The following is a 15,313-nucleotide window of genomic DNA, read 5'->3' on the forward strand; positions in this document are numbered from 1 at the left end:
TCCGAGGCGTCTCTCGTGCCCGTCTCAACAACACTTATTCCCCCCCGTCGATTTCGTGCGCGTATGAGTGAAATCGCTGTCATCCTCCCAGACGGGTCCGAACTCTCCGTCGAGGAGGGTGCGACGGTGCGAGACGCCGCGTTCGCAATCGGCCCCGGTCTCGGCAAGGACACCGTTGCGGGCGTCGTCGATGGCGAACTCGTAGACAAAGAGACGCCGCTCGAAGACGGCGCGGACCTCGTCATCGTCACCGACCAGTCCGACGAATATCTGGACGTGCTTCGCCACTCGGCGGCCCACGTCTTCGCACAGGCACTCCAGCGTCTCCACCCCGAGGCAAAACTCACCATCGGTCCGTGGACGGACGACGGATTCTACTACGACGTGACGAGCGTCGAACTCGAACAGGAGGACCTCGAAGCCATCGAAGACGAGATGCGCGACATCATAGAGGAGGACCTCGACATCGAGCGCGTGCTCGTCGACCGCGACGAGGCACTCGAAAAGTACGCCGACAATCCGTACAAGCGCGACATCCTCGAGACCGAGGCAGCCGGCGACGACGAACTCTCGTTTTACCAGCAAGGCGAGTTCGAGGACCTCTGTAAGGGCCCGCACGTCGAATCGACGGGTGACATCGGCGCGGTCAAACTGCTGAACATCTCGGCCGCCTACTGGCGCGGCGACGAGGAGAACGACACGCTCACGCGCGTCTACGGGACGGCCTTCGAGTCCGAATCCGACCTCGAAGACTTCCTCGAGATGCGCGAAGAGGCCAAAGAGCGCGACCACCGCAAACTCGGACAGGAACTCGACCTGTTCGCCATCGACGAGACGACTGGCCCGGGCCTGCCGCTATACATGCCGGCCGGCAAGCGCATCCTCGACGAACTCGCCGACTACGCGCGACAACTCAACCTCGACGCCGGGTACGACCCCGTCGAGACGCCGCATCTCTTCCGGACGGAACTGTGGAAGAAGTCGGGTCACTACGACAACTACGTCGACGACATGTTCCTCCTCGACGTGAACGACGAGGAGTACGGCCTGAAACCGATGAACTGCCCCGGTCACGCGACCATCTTCGACCAGAAGTCGTGGTCGTACCGTGACCTGCCGGTTCGCTACTTCGAAGACGGCAAAGTGTATCGCAAAGAACAGCGCGGCGAACTCTCCGGCCTCTCGCGCGTCTGGGCCTTTACCATCGACGACGGCCACCTGTTCGTCCGTCCCGACCAGATAGAAGACGAGATCAACCTCATCATCGACAACATCCTGACCGTCTTCGATACGTTCGGTCTGGATGCGGAAGTCGCGCTCGCGACGCGCCCGGAGAAATCCGTCGGCAGCGACGAAATCTGGGAGCAAGCCGAGACGCAACTGCGTGCCGTCCTCGACGACAGCGGCATCGACTACGGCATCGAAGCCGGCGATGGCGCGTTCTACGGGCCGAAAATCGACTTCGCGTTCAAGGACGCCCTCGGACGCAAGTGGGACGGCCCGACGGTCCAACTCGACTTCAACATGCCCGACCGCTTCGACCTGACGTACACGGGCGAAGACAACGAAGACCACCAGCCGGTCATGATTCACCGCGCGCTCTACGGCAGTTACGAGCGCTTCTTCATGGTGCTCATCGAGCACTTCAACGGCAAGTTCCCGTTCTGGCTCGCTCCCGAGCAGGTCCGTATCCTGCCCATCTCGGACGACCAGCTTGGCTACGCCAAGAAGTTGCAGTACGAACTCGGTGACTTCCGCGTCGAAATCGAAGACCGCTCGTGGACGCTCGGCCGGAAGATTCGCGAAGCACAGACGGACCGCGTCCCGTACATGGTCATCGTCGGCGGCAACGAGGAAGAAGCAGGCACCATCTCGGTGCGTGACCGCAAAGAGCGTGAAGCTCAGGACGTGAGCGTCGAGGAGTTCCGCGACCACCTCCGCGCAGAATACGACGAAAAACGCGTCGAACCAGACTTCCTCGACGGCAGGTAAGCAGACCGGCCACCACGCGGCTTTTCTACCGCACCTGGTTTCGCACCGTCGCCTCAGACCGAGACAGTTCTCGTCCGTTCGCCGCGTGCTGCACGGTCGAGTTCTCGTTCGACCGTCAACTGGAACTCATCGCGACGGATTAGGTTCCCCAGCACGCCGAAGTGCCCACAGTCCCATTCGTGACGATTCGGACTCGGGATTTGCCACTCGTCGAAGAGCGCTCGGGCCGTCCGCGTGGGGGCGATTCCATCGCGCGTGCCGACGAACGTGAACACGTGTTCTGGCGCGATGTGCGGCGTCTTCGGTGGGTTCAACAGCGGAGCGAACTCGTGGAGTCGTCGCCCAGACCAGCCTGCAGCGTCGAGTTCGTTGTCGATATCGAGGAGTGGTGTGAGCGTCCCCGAAAGGAGTGTCTGGTCGATCGCACCGGGTGCGCCGACGGGGAACAGGAGGTCCGGTCGCATCGACTCGGGCCAGTCACCACACCGACCACCGACGTGGAGCGCAATGGTGCCGCCGAGACTGACGCCGCCGACACCGACGACAGGCGCGCCTTCGGTTCTCGCCCAGTCGACGAGGACGCCGGTTTCGAGCGCCGCCGCCGAGTAGAGCGTGAAGAGACCGACGGGCGCGCGTGCGAGGTACGGTTCGCCGCTGTAGTACCCGAGGGATTCGCGCCTGCCGTGCCACGGCGCATCGGGAAGGATGACTCGGTAGCCGTGGGGCGCGATTTCCCGGGCGAGGTACTCCTCTTCGGGCCAGTAGACGAGTTGGTCGTCGAACACTCCCCACCCCGAGTGGAAGACGATAGTCGGCAGGTTTCCGTCCGATTCGGCGGGTTCGTACACCCGAGCACTGGCGTCGTCGCTGATGTGGGGCGACGGCGAGCTGAACCGAAGCAAGAATTCGACAGTTCCCGGTCCACGAACGGTCGCTGAACGTTCGACTCGGGGGAACTCTTCGCTCGCGCGGGATTCGGTAAATCCGTAGAGGCGCTCGGGTTCGGCGAGTTCGTGGTGCCAGCGTGAGCGCGCATCGTCCGGGTCTGGTGTCTCGAATTTGACGGCCGGAACGAGATGCTCTTTCGGCAGGAAGCCGAAGATATCGGTCGGTTTGGCACGGCGCTGTGCAATCTCTCGGCGGTCACGCTCGATAGTCACGCGCTCGTCAGGAAGCGACTCGTACCCGCCCCAGAAGACGCTGTTCCAGCGCTCCATCGTCTCGTCGTACGCCGCTCGGACACTCGCGTACTGAGCGAGGGCGCGTTCGATTCTGTCGTGGAGGTGCGGGGCAGGTGGTGCGTCGACTTCTCGGAGATACGCTTCGGGCCCCTCGCTGAGTGCGACGTCGGCAGCAGCACGGGCACGAACGACGGCGAGTTCGCGGGGGAGCGACCGGGTCTTGACGGTCTCGAACGGCCGGGAAGTGAGGAGACGGCCGGCAGGAGACCTCATGAGTCGGTGGAGGGGCGGGGTTTCGAGGCGGTCCATAGTCTGTGATACGACTGACACCATATTGACCTTACCCCGGCCTGTCAGTGTGTGAGAAGTGAGCGAGAGACGACTGATAAACCCCTAGTTGCTATAGAAAATAGAGCGGTGTACGGCACACAGTTTCGGTAGCGAGGCCAGTCAGGAGTCCGGAATCTACCGACTTCAGTGTCTTTCTCACCGGCTACGGGTCGATATCGAACTTCACGGAAGTATCTATCAGGGAGCGTGAGACCTTGCTTGCTCGTTGGTGCTGCGGAATAGTGTCGTCACTCCCGGCTGGCATCCCCGGCGAACTCATGCCAGTGAGTGATGACGAGCGCACCGACTGCGCCATCGAGCACCGTGGATACGAGACGCGGACCGTCCGGATACGTGTCGAGTCACTCCGGTATCCTAATCCTTTTCGCGAGGACGTGTGATATCGCTACTCATGCGAGTAACGGTCATTGGAGCTACCGGACACATCGGCACCTACCTGGTGCCGCGACTGGTGCGGGCCGGACACGAGGTCGTCGCAGTCAGTCGAGGAGAGCGAGAACCCTACCAAAGCGATAGCGCGTGGACCGATGTCGAGTCGGTTACGCTCGACCGTGAAGCCGCCGAGGAGATGGGTGAGTTCGGCGAGGCAATCGCGGCCACCGACCCGGACGCCGTTGTCGACCTGATCTGCTTTGAACCGGAGAGCGCCGAAGCGCTCGTCGAGTCGCTACGCGGCGAAGTCCAACACCTGCTGCACTGTGGGACAATCTGGGTCCACGGTCCCAGCGACGTCGTCCCCACGACCGAGGATGCCCCTCGCACGCGCCGGCCACTCGGCGAGTACGGACGAAAGAAATCCGAGATCGAGGCGTACCTGCTCGATGAAGCACGACGGAACGACTTCCCAGCGACCGTCCTTCACCCCGGACACATCGTGGGTCCCGGCTGGGAGCCCCTCAATCCGGCGGGCAACTTCGACACCGATGTGTTCTCGCGGCTCGCGCGAGGTGAAGAAGTCGCGCTCCCCAACTTCGGTCTCGAAACCGTCCATCACGTCCACGCCGACGACGTAGCCCAGGGCTTTCAGCGTGCGCTCGAGAACTGGTCAGCAGCCGTTGGCGAGAGCTTCCACGTCGTCTCGCCACGAGCGCTCACCCTCCGTGGCTACGCCGAGGCCGTCGCCGGTTGGTTCGGACGAGACGCTGACCTCACGTACCTGCCGTTCGACGAGTGGGCCGACCGGCCCGAATACGACGACGAGGATGCCGAGATGACCGAAGAACACATCCGCTACAGTCCAAACGCGAGTATCGAGAAAGCGCGCGAGAGACTCGGATACGAACCGCGGTACACCTCGCTCGAAGCGACCCGGGAGGCGGTCGAGGCCCTAATCGAGGCCGGCGAAGTCGACTCAAGCGAGTAGTAGGGTGCCGGAAAATCGCGTGTGCGGTAGCTAGTTTCTATTTTAAGTTCAGTGGACAGGGGGTGACGCTCACCACTGCGTCAGCGCACCCGTTCCGTGAGACCACAGGAGGACGCCAAGGAACGCGAGGACACCGGTGATAGCGGACGCGCCGCCGACGTAGAACACCCACTCCATCCCCACGTCGGTCATGAGGTAGCCCCCGAGGAGTGGGGCAACGACGCTCCCCGGACGCCAGAGGAGTTCGCGAATCCCGAAACTGCTGGCGACGCCTGAACCGCCGGTTCCCTCGTCGGCGAACAGTGCCATGCTCGCGGGTTCGCGGAGACTGTCGGCGATACCGAGAAGCCCTGCAAGCCCGACTAGTGGGAGAAATGCAGGAGAGAGCGGACCGAGAATCGGGAATGCCTCGGGGAGTGCAAGCGCTTCACCAATCGCCGGCGAGAACGGAACCGCGAGTGCGATGAGGCCGTAGAGGCCGCCACCGACGAAGACGAACCGTGCGCGACCGTACTCGTCGGAGATTCGGCCAGTGTACGGTTGACAGAGCATGTTGGTGAACTTCTCCGCGACGACGGTAGCAGCGACAGCGATCCCACCGTAGGCGAGGCCACCCGACGCCGCCGAGACACCGGCGTAAATCGGCACCCACGTCCGAACGAGCGTGACGGCGACGGAGTACTGCACACGGAACGTCGCCATCGTCAAGATGCGCTCGTTGAGCGCGAGGTTCGTGAATGGAAAGCCGTGGACAGTCGTCTCGTCCGGGGGGAGAAACACCCAGATAGCGACGACGGCGATGGTCAAGAGGACGGTGATGACGACGAAGACCGGCGTGAATCCGAAGGCGTCGTAGAGGAATCCGGCACTGAGACTTCCGAGGATAGATGCGGCGAATCTCGCGGCGTTCGCCTTCCCGATGTGGTTCGCACGTGTTCCCTCGCGAGCGAGCTCTCCAACCAGGGCGAGCGACATCAGTCCTGCACCCGTCACCGCAATTCCCTGTGCCGCGCGAGCGACGACGAACGAGAGACTCGAATCGACGAGTGGAAAGAGCGCGTAGACGACCGCACCGAGTCCGACGGTTCCCGCGAGGACGAGGCGCTTGTCGTATCTATCGCCGGCCCACGCGAGTGGGACGACGGCGACGGTCTGTGCGAGCGTGAACCCAGTCGTGTACATGCCGATGACGAACCCCTTCGAGAGCGTGAGTCCGCCGAGAACCAGACTCCCGAGAGCGAGTTCAGGCAACACCACCGCCGTCGGGTCGAGTTCGTTGATGTACTTCGGAAGGAGGGTCACGAGTGTGATGAACCCGAACCCGCCGGCAAAACGGGTGAGATAGAGGGCCCAAAATCTGAGACGGGTGCGGTCCATGTGGGCACTCCGAGCAAGTACCGAAAAGAAGTTCCGAAATGGATGACAGTCAGACACCACTCCCTCCGATGAGAGACTCACAAACGACCACACCCGAGCGGACCGTCCAGCACGCCGAACCGTCCCGTGATACGTGAAATGCCGATGATAGTAGGGATTCGGTTTTTGAGGTGTCCAACCCATATGTTACCATGGCACAGTACGGCAGCAACCCGCTGGCAGAGGGTGCCGAAACACGAATGGTCAGAATCGAGCGAGAGATGAACGACCACGGCGCGATGATGGTTCGTGTCGTCGAAACCGGTGAACTCAGAACGATGGTGGAGTACACGTCACTGCACATTCACGACCGACTCGAACAGGCACGAGTCGGGATGGAGATGCCCCTCCAGATGACGCACTCACCGGGGCGCGGTAACGCGTGGGTCGTCTTCGGATAATCAGGGCCCGAGAAACATTTTTGCTCCCGTAACGAGGGCGAGGAACAGTACGACGAGCACTGCGCCTCCGACGACGTCAGCACCGAAGAGAACCCCAAAGTCTGGTGTGAGCGACGCGACGAACTGGTCCGGGTCGACGTGGTCCCGCACGCCGATTGCGAGTCCTCCGACCACCGCCACGAGGAGCGTGATACCGACGAGGACGAGTTCGGTCCGGTCGCTCTGGTTCATGTACTGTCGCTCTCTGTAATGGGGGATAAGTGGTCCGGCAGTGAGAGACGAATCGCTCGGCACGCACGGGGAGACTCACCAGTCATCGAGTTGCGTCGGAAGGAAGGTAGTGGGCCGGACGCGATTTGAACACGCGACCGTCTGATTAAGAGTCAGACGCTCTGCCTAACTGAGCTACCGGCCCTTGCAACCTCTCGTAACCCATGGTAGGTAAAATGACTTTCCTTTCTGTACGACGACGGCAGGGAGGCACACACGCACAGCGTGGTGACAAACGGTGGGTGTTAAGTGTCGCCCTAGCCGAGTAGCGGGCAACAATGAGTGCAGGGGTCAGTGTCTCTTCGATGTCCACGTACGCGATTCTCGGTTGCGGGAGCGTCGGGCACGCCGTGGCCGAAGAACTGACGGACGAAGGAAAGGATGTCCTCATCCTCGACAAAGACGAAAGCCGCGTCGAGGCCCTGCGTGACCAGGATTTGAACGCGCAGACGACCGATATCGCCGAACCGGAACTCGCGGACGTCGTCGCGGACCGGGACGTCATCCTCATCCTCTCGTCCGACGTCGAAGCGAACAAAGCCGCGGTCTCGACCATCCGCGACCGGGGAGACGACCAGTTCATCGTCGTCCGCGCGTCGGACCCCGTCTCCGAAGACGAACTGACGACGCTCGGTGCAGACGTGGTCATCAACCCCTCGGAGGTCATCGCGGACTCCGCACTCCGAAGCGTCGAATCCGGCGAACTGGAGTACAAGGCTCGGCAACTGGCCGACATCCTGCGCGAAACCGAACACGGGTTGGCTATCCTGACGCACGACAACCCCGACCCGGACTCCCTCGCGTCGGCGATTGCGCTGCAGGCAATCGCCCGAGAGTACGATATCGAAGCCGACATCCTCTACTCGGGCGACATGGGCCATCAAGAGAACCGGGCGTTCGTCAATATCCTCGGCATCGAACTCACCCCGCGGTCTGACGCGAAACCACTCGAACAGTACGGCGCGGTGGCGCTCGTCGACCACATGAAATCCGGGTTGCCCGACCTCGGTGCGGCCGAAATCACGGTCTTCATCGACCACTTCGAACCCGACGAAGGCATCGACGCGCGGTTTACCGACGTTCGGCCGAACGTCTCGTCGACCTCGACGATTCTCACGAAGTACATCCAGGAGTTCGACCTCAGTCCCTCGAAAGCCGTTGCGACCGCACTCCTGTACGGCATCCGCGCCGAGACGCTCGACTTCAAGCGTGACACGACGCCAGCGGATCTGACCGCGGCGGCGTATCTCTACCCCTTCGCCGACCACGACACCTTGGAGAAAGTCGAGTCGCCGTCGATGTCGCCCGAGACGCTCGACGTGCTCGCCGAAGCAATCCAGAATCGAGAGGTACAGGGCTCGCACCTCGTCTCGAACGCCGGATTCATCCGCGACCGCGACGCGCTCACGCAGGCGGCCCAACACCTGCTGAATCTCGAAGGTATCACCACGACGGCCGTCTTCGGCATCGCCGACGACACCATCTACCTCGCCGCTCGGTCGAAAGACATCCGCATGAACATCGGGAAGATTCTGAGCGACGCGTTCACCGGAATCGGCGAGGCGGGCGGTCACTCCACACAGGGCTCTGTCGAGATTCCACTCGGTATCTTCACCGGCATCGAGTCGAACGACGACAACCGCGACACGCTGTTACAACTGACCGAAGAGGCGGTAAAGCGCAAGCTCTTCCGGGCGATGGGCGTAGAGGGCAGCGAGAGCGGAAACGGGAGTTAATCGGCCGGTTCTGCGAAACGGGCGAAACAGCTCAGGCGAGGAGCGACTCTTCGTCTTCTTCTGGATTCTTCAGGCGCTCGATAACGTCGTTGATGAGGATGACGTCACCGACCGCACGGACCCATCGATACGGGATGAGTACACCCTTTCCGGGTTCGATTTGGTTTCGGAACAGTTCGTTGTTCAGCGCCGTCAGTGCAAGGCCAGTCACCGTCTCGTGGTCTAAGTTGAGACGAACGTCTTCGACCTCACCGACGAACACACCGTTGTTGGAGTAGACCTCACGGCCTACGAGCGTCGTAATCTCTTCGGGCGTCCCGTCCATAACCGCCAAATTGGGATGCCGGGTCTTAATAGTTCGTAGCGTTCGGCAGGAGGCGCAGACACATGGCTGACGGGCGTCGGACATCGAGTGAAACCACGCGTGAAAACCGGCGTGGAAACGGCGTGAACTGGCCTGACCTACCGCGACGGCGCGACGAGTTCGACTGGGTGGCGCGTGGGGCGGCGGAGGAGCGAGTCGAGTTGTTCGAGACACGACGTTCCGCTGGCGACGACGGTTCTCTCTCGCGTGTCGTCGGTCTGGAACTGCGCTTGCAGGTCGGAGCCAACGTCCATGCTCAGTTCGTAATACTCCGACTTGTAGCCGAACGACCCGGCCATGCCGCAGCACTCAACGTCTGAAGTGACCACGTCGTAGCCGAGGTCCGAGAGAACAGCCTCTGTGTATCCTTCGAGGCCGAGTGTGCGCTGTTGGCAGTGGCTGTGGTAGGCGATTTCGTCGCTGTCCGACTGTCTGAGCGCGTCGGCGTCCGCCCCGTTTTCGAGCAGGCCGTAGACGTACTCCATCACCTCGAAACTGCGTTCGGAGAGACGCTGGAACGACTTCTCGGGCAGGAACTTCTGGTATTCGCCGTCGAACATCGCGAGGTCGGATGGTTCGATGACGACGATATCGCGCCCCTCGTCGATATACTCCGCGAGACCGGCGTACACGTCGTGCGCGTGGTCTTCAGCAGTGGCAATCATCCCCTGTGAGAGCGGGGCGCGACCCGACGAGCGAACGTCGGGAACCACCACGTCGACGCCGAGCGCTTCGAGCACGCGGACGGCGGCCTTGCCGCGTTCGACCTGTACGTGGTTCGTGTACACGTCGGGGTAGAGGACGGCAGTTCGTGTCGGGTTCTGGACCTGTGAGTCGCGCGCGTCGAACCAGTCGTTCAGTGTCTCGTGCTGGAAGGCAGGGAGGTCGCGACGAGCGTCGATGCCGAGGAAGCGCTCCATCAGATTCCGCGAGAGAGACGACTGAGCGACCCAGTTGGAGACGGGGGCGAAGGCGCTTCCGACCTTCGCGGCCGTCTCGAAGTTGCCGAAGAAGCGTTTCTGGAGGCTGACACCGCCGGGTTCTTCGTCTGGGGTGAGTCCTTCGACGAGCCAATCGACTTCGGACACCTCACCGCGATTGACTCTGTCGCGGACGACGGTGTTTATCCACGGAATGTCGATGTTAACGGGGCACGCGGTGGTACACCGACTACACCCGGTACAGAGGTCGTTGAACTCGGCCGCCGTGTCGAGACCTTCGATGCCCGCTTCCCACCCGGTTCCGATACCGCCAGAGTAGGTTTCGCCGCCGAAGGCGTGGCCACCGACGTGCTGGAAGTTGGCGCAGACGTTCGAACACGCCGAACACCGGATGCAGTAGAGCGTCTCGCGCAACTGGTCGTCGTCGCGCATGGCCATCCGACCGTTGTCGATGAGGACGAGGTGGAACTCACGGTCCGTCTCGGTCTCGGTAATCGGCGTGTCCGGGTCGGAGAAATCGACCGTCGGCGATTCGACGGGAGGCGTCAGAAGCGAGATGTACGAGGTGATGTTCTGGCCCGTTCCCGACTTTCCGATGAGTTCGACGAACGGGTGGAGGTCCTCGACCGATGGAATGACTTTCTCCACGCCGGCGACGGCGATGTGTGTGTCTGGAACGACGGCCGTCTTCCGGGCGTTCCCTTCGGACGTGACGAGCGCTATCGTCCCCGTGTCGGCAGTGATGAAGTTCGCACCGGTCATGCCCACATCTGCGCCCTCGATGAGTTCGCCGAGATACTCGCGGGCGAACATGGTGAGTTCTTCCGCCGTCTCCAGCGGTTCGTCGGGGTCGAACGTCTCGTTGAACAGGTCGGCGATGCCTGCTCGCGACTTGTGGATGGCGGGAGCGACGATGTGCGAGGGCGCTTCGTCGGCGACCTGAAGTACCCACTCACCGAGGTCCGTCTCGACGACGTCGATGCCGACGGATTCGAGTTCGCCGTTGACCTCGATTTCTTCGGAGGTCATCGACTTCGACTTGATGACGCGCTCTGCGTCTTTTTCGTCACACACCTCTCGGACGTAGCGATTCGCGTCCGCGGCGTCGTCCGCGATGTATACCCTCCCACCATTGGCCTCGACGGTCTCTCGGAGTTGGTCGATGAGGTCAGGGAGACGGTCGATTGCGTCTTCCTTGATGGCTCGCGCCTCGGCTTTCAGCCCCTCGTAGTCGTCGAGTGATTGGACTGCCTCGTACCGACCGTCGTTGAATCCGCGTGTGCCCGTCCCGACGGCGTCGCCTTCTGTCTCCATCAACTGGCGAATCTTCGCGGCTTTCGCTTCGCGCGACTTACTCATCGAGAATCACCACGTGCACGTCTTTGGGGCCGTGCGCACCCGTGACCAGTGCCCCCATGTCTGCGGTGGCGCTCGGTCCAGTTGCGATGATTGCGGAGTCGTGTCCGGTTCGGAACTCCTCGCCGAACCACTCGAACGCCTCGGGCATTCCGGGGACGATATCCGACTCGTGGAGGACGGCGACGTGTCGGTCACCGAACAGACTCACGGGTTCGGTGCCGGCGGGTGTGCTCTGCACGACGACGCTCCCGTAGTCTGCAATCGCGAGTCCGACGCCCGTGATGCCCGTGTTTGCTGCCCGAAGCTCGGCAGGAGTGGGATTCGTGTTCACCCAAGATGGGAGAGGAGTGGTTTCGGACGAGAGTTCGACGCCGACAACCGGGTCTGTACAGACCTCACGGAGGACGGCGGCGAGTTCGGACGGCGACGTGTGTGTCCACCCCACTTCGAGTCGGTCGAGGGAGTCCTCGAACGTCGAAACGCTACCAGATGACATACGTAGCGGTTTCGGGGTCGTCGTAATCGTTCTTCGGGTGGTCGACGACCGACACTGAGTGAGGGTGCACACCCCACCGTCGGCGAGATCGTGTGCGAATCCACCCCGAGGTGTCTTTATTGTTTTACACACATCGACTTACTAGAGAGCTAATCAATGGCATCCAATACGCACGACGCGACGACCGACCCATCACATGAGGGAAACTACGACTACGCCAGCGACGACGTAGAGCGCCCCGGGATGGTCAAAGACCTCGAAACCATCGTCGAGGGAGAAGTGCGATTCGACACGTACACGAGAACACTGTACGCCACGGACGCATCGGTGTACGAGAAGATGCCCATTGGCGTCGTCATGCCGAAATCGACGGCAGACGTAGTGGCGGTGATGGAGTACTGCGCCGACCGGGAGATACCGGTTCTTCCGCGCGGCGGTGGAACGAGTCTCGCCGGCCAGGCAGTCAACGAAGCAGTCGTCCTCGACTTCGTCCGTCACATGAGCGACGTCACGGACATCGACGCCGACGCGCAGACGGTAACTGCACAGGTCGGCGTCAGACTCGGCGAACTGAACGAGCAGTTGGCCTCGCACGGCCTGAAGTTCGCACCCGACCCGGCGTGGGGCGACCGTTCGGCGCTCGGTGGCGCTATCGGGAACAACTCGACCGGGTCGCACTCGCTGAAGTACGGCAAGACGGACTACTACATCGAAGAACTCGAAGTCGTGCTCTCGGACGGGACGGTGACGACGTTCGGCGAGATTCACGTCGACGAACTCCGCGAGAACGCCGACCCCGAGGGAACGCTCGAAGAGCGAATCTACGCACAGGTCGTCTCGGTACTCGACGACGAAGCAGACGAGATCAGCGAGCGCTACCCAGACCTGAAGCGGAACGTCTCTGGGTACAACCTCGGTATGCTCGTCGACGAGATGCGCGGTGAGCGTCGGACGCCCGACGACACCGGCACCGACGACGAGTGGGAGGCGGAACACGTCAATCTCGGTCGCCTCGTCGCGGGGAGCGAAGGGACGCTGGCTATCGTCACGAAGGCGACTGTCTCGCTCGAACCGATTCCGGAGACGAAAGCAGTCGCGTTGCTCACCTACGACGACGTCATCGACGCGTTGCGTGACGTTGCACCCATCCTCGAACACGAACCAGCGGCGGTCGAAGTCATGGACGACGTGCTTCTCGACCTCGCCCGCGACACGGCCGAGTTCGCAGATGTGGTCGGAATGCTCCCCGAGGGCACGGACTCGACGCTCCTCGTGGAGTTCTACGCCGACTCCGACGACGACGGAAAACAGAAGGTTGCGAACCTCGTCGCAGACCGAGTTCCCGACGCCACCAACACCGAGTTCGACCCAGAAGACGGGGCGGAATCCGTGACCGACGACGACTACGTCGCGACCGATTTCATGGAGGCTCACGACGCCGACACCCGCGCAAAGTTCTGGAAGATGCGCAAGTCGGGACTGCCGATTCTCCTCGGACGAACGACCGACGAAAAACACATCGCGTACATCGAAGACACTGCGATTCCGGCAGCGAACCTGCCTGCGTTCGTCTCTGATATTCAGGACATTCTCGACAACTACGGCACCTTCGCGTCCTACTACGCCCACGCCGGGCCCGGCGTCCTCCACATTCGCCCACTCATCAACACGAAGACAGTCGAGGGCGTCCAGACGTTCGAAGCAATCGCCGACGAAGTGACCGACCTCGTCGTGAAGTACGGCGGGTCCGTCTCCGGCGAACACGGTGACGGCCGAGCGCGGACGCAGTGGAACCGAAAACTGTACGGCGACCACCTCTGGAACGTCTTCCGCGACCTGAAGACGGCGTTCGACCCCGACTGGCTCCTCAACCCGGGGAACATCTGCGGCGACTACGACATGACCGAGAACCTTCGGTTTTCGCCCGACTACGACTTCGACGCCGGGTTCGACCCTGCGCTCAACTGGGACAACGAAAACGGGTTCGAAGGCATGGTCGAACTCTGTCACGGATGTGCCGGGTGCAGAGGCCAGCAATCGACTGTCGGCGGCGTCATGTGTCCGACGTTCCGTGCTGCCGAAGAAGAGATTCAGGCGACTCGCGGCCGCGCCAACATGCTTCGACAGGCGATGAGCGGTGGCCTCCCCGAAGACGAGATGTTCGAAGACGAGTTCGTCCACGAGGTACTGGACCTCTGTGTCGGGTGTAAGGGCTGTTCGAAAGATTGCCCGAGCGAAGTCGATATGGCGAAGATGAAAGCCGAGGTGATGCACGAATATCACCAGCGAAACGGGTCGAGCCTCCGCGACAAGCTATTCGCCAACATCGACTCGCTGTCTGCACTCGGGTCGAAGTTCGCTCCGGTCGCGAACGCGGCGACGAAGGTGCCCGGTGCGCGAACGGTGATGGAGAAGACCATCGGCATCGCCAAAGAGCGCACGCTTCCGAAGTTCCACGGGACGAGTTTCGTCGAGTGGTTCGAATCCCGCGACGCGACACAGGTCGCAGAGCAACAAGCCGAGCGGAAGGTGCTGTTGTTCCCCGACACCTACACGAACTACAACCATCCAGAAGTCGGGAAAGCCGCTGTCGAAGCGCTCGAAGCAGCGAACGTTCACGTCCGTATCCCCGACGGTGTCGCCGGGTCCGGCCGACCGCCACACTCGAAAGGCTTCCTCGACGAGGCGCGGGCCGACGCGAGGCAGAACGTCGACGTGCTCACCCCCTACGTGGAAGAAGGGTGGGATATCGTCCTCTGTGAACCCTCTGACGCCGTGATGTTCCAGTCCGACTATCTCGACTTGCTCTCCGGTGACGACGTGGAGGCAGTCGCCGCCAACTCCTACGGTATCATGGAGTTCTTCGACACGTTCCGACTGGACGAGTCACTCTCGTTCCTGCCCCAGAGCGACTACCTGACGTACCACGGCCACTGCCACCAGAAATCCACGAAGAAAGACCACCACGCAGTGGGCGTCCTCCGGCGGGCAGGCTACGACGTGGATCCACTGGACTCGACGTGCTGTGGGATGTCCGGGTCGTTCGGCTACGAGGCCGAACACTACTCCATGTCGATGGCCATCGGGAACATCCTCTCGGACCAGGTGGCGGACAGTCCGGGCGACGTCGTCGTCGCCCCCGGTGCGTCCTGCCGGTCACAACTCGAAGATATGGGAGTTGACGACGAACCGCCACATCCGGTCGAGATGCTCGCTCGCGCACTCGAATCGTAGGCGAGTTCGTGAAACGGGCAGACACTGTCCGTTAACCCAGAATTAGTCCATCCTACCGCGACGCTGTATCTCGATTCGTGTCGATGAAAATTCAGCCTCCGTACTTCCTGAACTTCACCGGGGAATGACTATTAACTCGGTTTTAGATTGGTCTCTGGAAAGTGTATCAGAATAATAGGATGTTTTTGCAGAATAACTTACTCGTTACA

General features: G+C 61.8%; 11 protein-coding genes and 1 tRNA gene. 5 read left to right on the forward strand and 7 right to left on the reverse strand.

Annotated features, from left to right (window positions below):
- The first annotated feature begins 63 nt into the window (after positions 1 to 63).
- The gene (thrS, locus tag ACK3SC_RS09435; protein ID WP_416839862.1) at positions 64 to 1,992 is read left to right on the forward strand and encodes a threonine--tRNA ligase; all 1,929 of its coding nucleotides are present in this window, start codon (positions 64 to 66) and stop codon (positions 1,990 to 1,992) included.
- Positions 1,993 to 2,045: 53 nt separating this feature from the next.
- Here thrS and ACK3SC_RS09440 read toward each other — a convergent pair whose 3' ends face one another.
- Positions 2,046 to 3,482 carry an alpha/beta hydrolase gene (locus tag ACK3SC_RS09440; protein ID WP_416839863.1) on the reverse strand — a complete coding sequence of 479 codons (1,437 nt, stop codon included), beginning with the start codon at positions 3,480 to 3,482 and terminating at the stop codon, positions 2,046 to 2,048.
- 433 nt (positions 3,483 to 3,915) lie between these two features.
- Here ACK3SC_RS09440 and ACK3SC_RS09445 point away from each other — a divergent pair, with 433 nt between their 5' ends.
- Positions 3,916 to 4,887, forward strand: coding sequence for an NAD-dependent epimerase/dehydratase family protein (locus ACK3SC_RS09445; protein ID WP_416839864.1), 972 nt, complete (start codon positions 3,916 to 3,918; stop codon positions 4,885 to 4,887).
- Positions 4,888 to 4,956: 69 nt separating this feature from the next.
- Here the strand turns inward: ACK3SC_RS09445 and ACK3SC_RS09450 are convergent, their stop codons facing one another.
- Positions 4,957 to 6,264 carry an MFS transporter gene (locus ACK3SC_RS09450; protein ID WP_416839865.1) on the reverse strand — a complete coding sequence of 436 codons (1,308 nt, stop codon included), beginning with the start codon at positions 6,262 to 6,264 and terminating at the stop codon, positions 4,957 to 4,959.
- Positions 6,265 to 6,455: 191 nt separating this feature from the next.
- On the opposite strand from ACK3SC_RS09450, the gene ACK3SC_RS09455 reads away from it, so the two are divergent.
- A complete protein-coding gene (locus tag ACK3SC_RS09455) occupies positions 6,456 to 6,704 on the forward strand; it encodes a hypothetical protein (RefSeq protein ID WP_416839866.1) in 249 nt (82 codons plus the stop codon).
- Here ACK3SC_RS09455 and ACK3SC_RS09460 read toward each other — a convergent pair whose 3' ends face one another.
- Both ACK3SC_RS09460 and ACK3SC_RS09465 read right to left on the reverse strand, forming a co-directional pair.
- Positions 6,705 to 6,935 carry a hypothetical protein gene (locus tag ACK3SC_RS09460; RefSeq protein WP_416839867.1) on the reverse strand — a complete coding sequence of 77 codons (231 nt, stop codon included), beginning with the start codon at positions 6,933 to 6,935 and terminating at the stop codon, positions 6,705 to 6,707.
- A 110-nt stretch (positions 6,936 to 7,045) separates the two neighbouring features.
- A tRNA-Lys gene (locus ACK3SC_RS09465) sits at positions 7,046 to 7,119 on the reverse strand.
- 133 nt (positions 7,120 to 7,252) lie between these two features.
- Here ACK3SC_RS09465 and ACK3SC_RS09470 point away from each other — a divergent pair.
- Complete coding sequence (locus ACK3SC_RS09470) at positions 7,253 to 8,710, forward strand: DHH family phosphoesterase (RefSeq protein WP_416839868.1); 1,458 nt, start codon at positions 7,253 to 7,255, stop codon at positions 8,708 to 8,710.
- Between the two features lie 31 nt (positions 8,711 to 8,741).
- Here ACK3SC_RS09470 and ACK3SC_RS09475 read toward each other — a convergent pair whose 3' ends face one another.
- From ACK3SC_RS09475 to ACK3SC_RS09485, 3 genes are all read right to left on the reverse strand, one after another.
- A complete protein-coding gene (locus ACK3SC_RS09475; protein ID WP_416839869.1) occupies positions 8,742 to 9,035 on the reverse strand; it encodes a PRC-barrel domain-containing protein in 294 nt (97 codons plus the stop codon).
- Between the two features lie 137 nt (positions 9,036 to 9,172).
- Positions 9,173 to 11,374 carry an LUD domain-containing protein gene (locus tag ACK3SC_RS09480; RefSeq protein WP_416839870.1) on the reverse strand — a complete coding sequence of 734 codons (2,202 nt, stop codon included), beginning with the start codon at positions 11,372 to 11,374 and terminating at the stop codon, positions 9,173 to 9,175.
- Positions 11,367 to 11,870, reverse strand: coding sequence for an LUD domain-containing protein (locus ACK3SC_RS09485; RefSeq protein WP_416839871.1), 504 nt, complete (start codon positions 11,868 to 11,870; stop codon positions 11,367 to 11,369). The genes ACK3SC_RS09480 and ACK3SC_RS09485 overlap by 8 nt, the downstream gene beginning before the upstream one ends.
- Before the next feature lie 156 nt (positions 11,871 to 12,026).
- On the opposite strand from ACK3SC_RS09485, the gene ACK3SC_RS09490 reads away from it, so the two are divergent.
- On the forward strand, positions 12,027 to 15,104 hold the full coding sequence (locus tag ACK3SC_RS09490) for an FAD-binding and (Fe-S)-binding domain-containing protein (RefSeq protein WP_416839872.1): 3,078 nt from the start codon (positions 12,027 to 12,029) through the stop codon (positions 15,102 to 15,104).
- Positions 15,105 to 15,313: the final 209 nt, after the last annotated feature.

The organism is Haloferax sp. DFSO52 (genome assembly GCF_048158745.1).
Lineage (GTDB): Archaea > Halobacteriota > Halobacteria > Halobacteriales > Haloferacaceae > Haloferax.

Bases quoted from the DNA above. Each gene is read 5' to 3' on its own strand.
- thrS (WP_416839862.1), top strand. From the start codon at position 64: ATGAGTGAAATCGCTGTCATCCTCCCAGACGGGTCCGAACTCTCCGTC.
- ACK3SC_RS09440 (WP_416839863.1), bottom strand. From the start codon at position 3,482: ATGGACCGCCTCGAAACCCCGCCCCTCCACCGACTCATGAGGTCTCCT.
- ACK3SC_RS09445 (WP_416839864.1), top strand. From the start codon at position 3,916: ATGCGAGTAACGGTCATTGGAGCTACCGGACACATCGGCACCTACCTG.
- ACK3SC_RS09450 (WP_416839865.1), bottom strand. From the start codon at position 6,264: ATGGACCGCACCCGTCTCAGATTTTGGGCCCTCTATCTCACCCGTTTT.
- ACK3SC_RS09455 (WP_416839866.1), top strand. From the start codon at position 6,456: ATGGCACAGTACGGCAGCAACCCGCTGGCAGAGGGTGCCGAAACACGA.
- ACK3SC_RS09460 (WP_416839867.1), bottom strand. From the start codon at position 6,935: ATGAACCAGAGCGACCGGACCGAACTCGTCCTCGTCGGTATCACGCTC.
- ACK3SC_RS09470 (WP_416839868.1), top strand. From the start codon at position 7,253: ATGAGTGCAGGGGTCAGTGTCTCTTCGATGTCCACGTACGCGATTCTC.
- ACK3SC_RS09475 (WP_416839869.1), bottom strand. From the start codon at position 9,035: ATGGACGGGACGCCCGAAGAGATTACGACGCTCGTAGGCCGTGAGGTC.
- ACK3SC_RS09480 (WP_416839870.1), bottom strand. From the start codon at position 11,374: ATGAGTAAGTCGCGCGAAGCGAAAGCCGCGAAGATTCGCCAGTTGATG.
- ACK3SC_RS09485 (WP_416839871.1), bottom strand. From the start codon at position 11,870: ATGTCATCTGGTAGCGTTTCGACGTTCGAGGACTCCCTCGACCGACTC.
- ACK3SC_RS09490 (WP_416839872.1), top strand. From the start codon at position 12,027: ATGGCATCCAATACGCACGACGCGACGACCGACCCATCACATGAGGGA.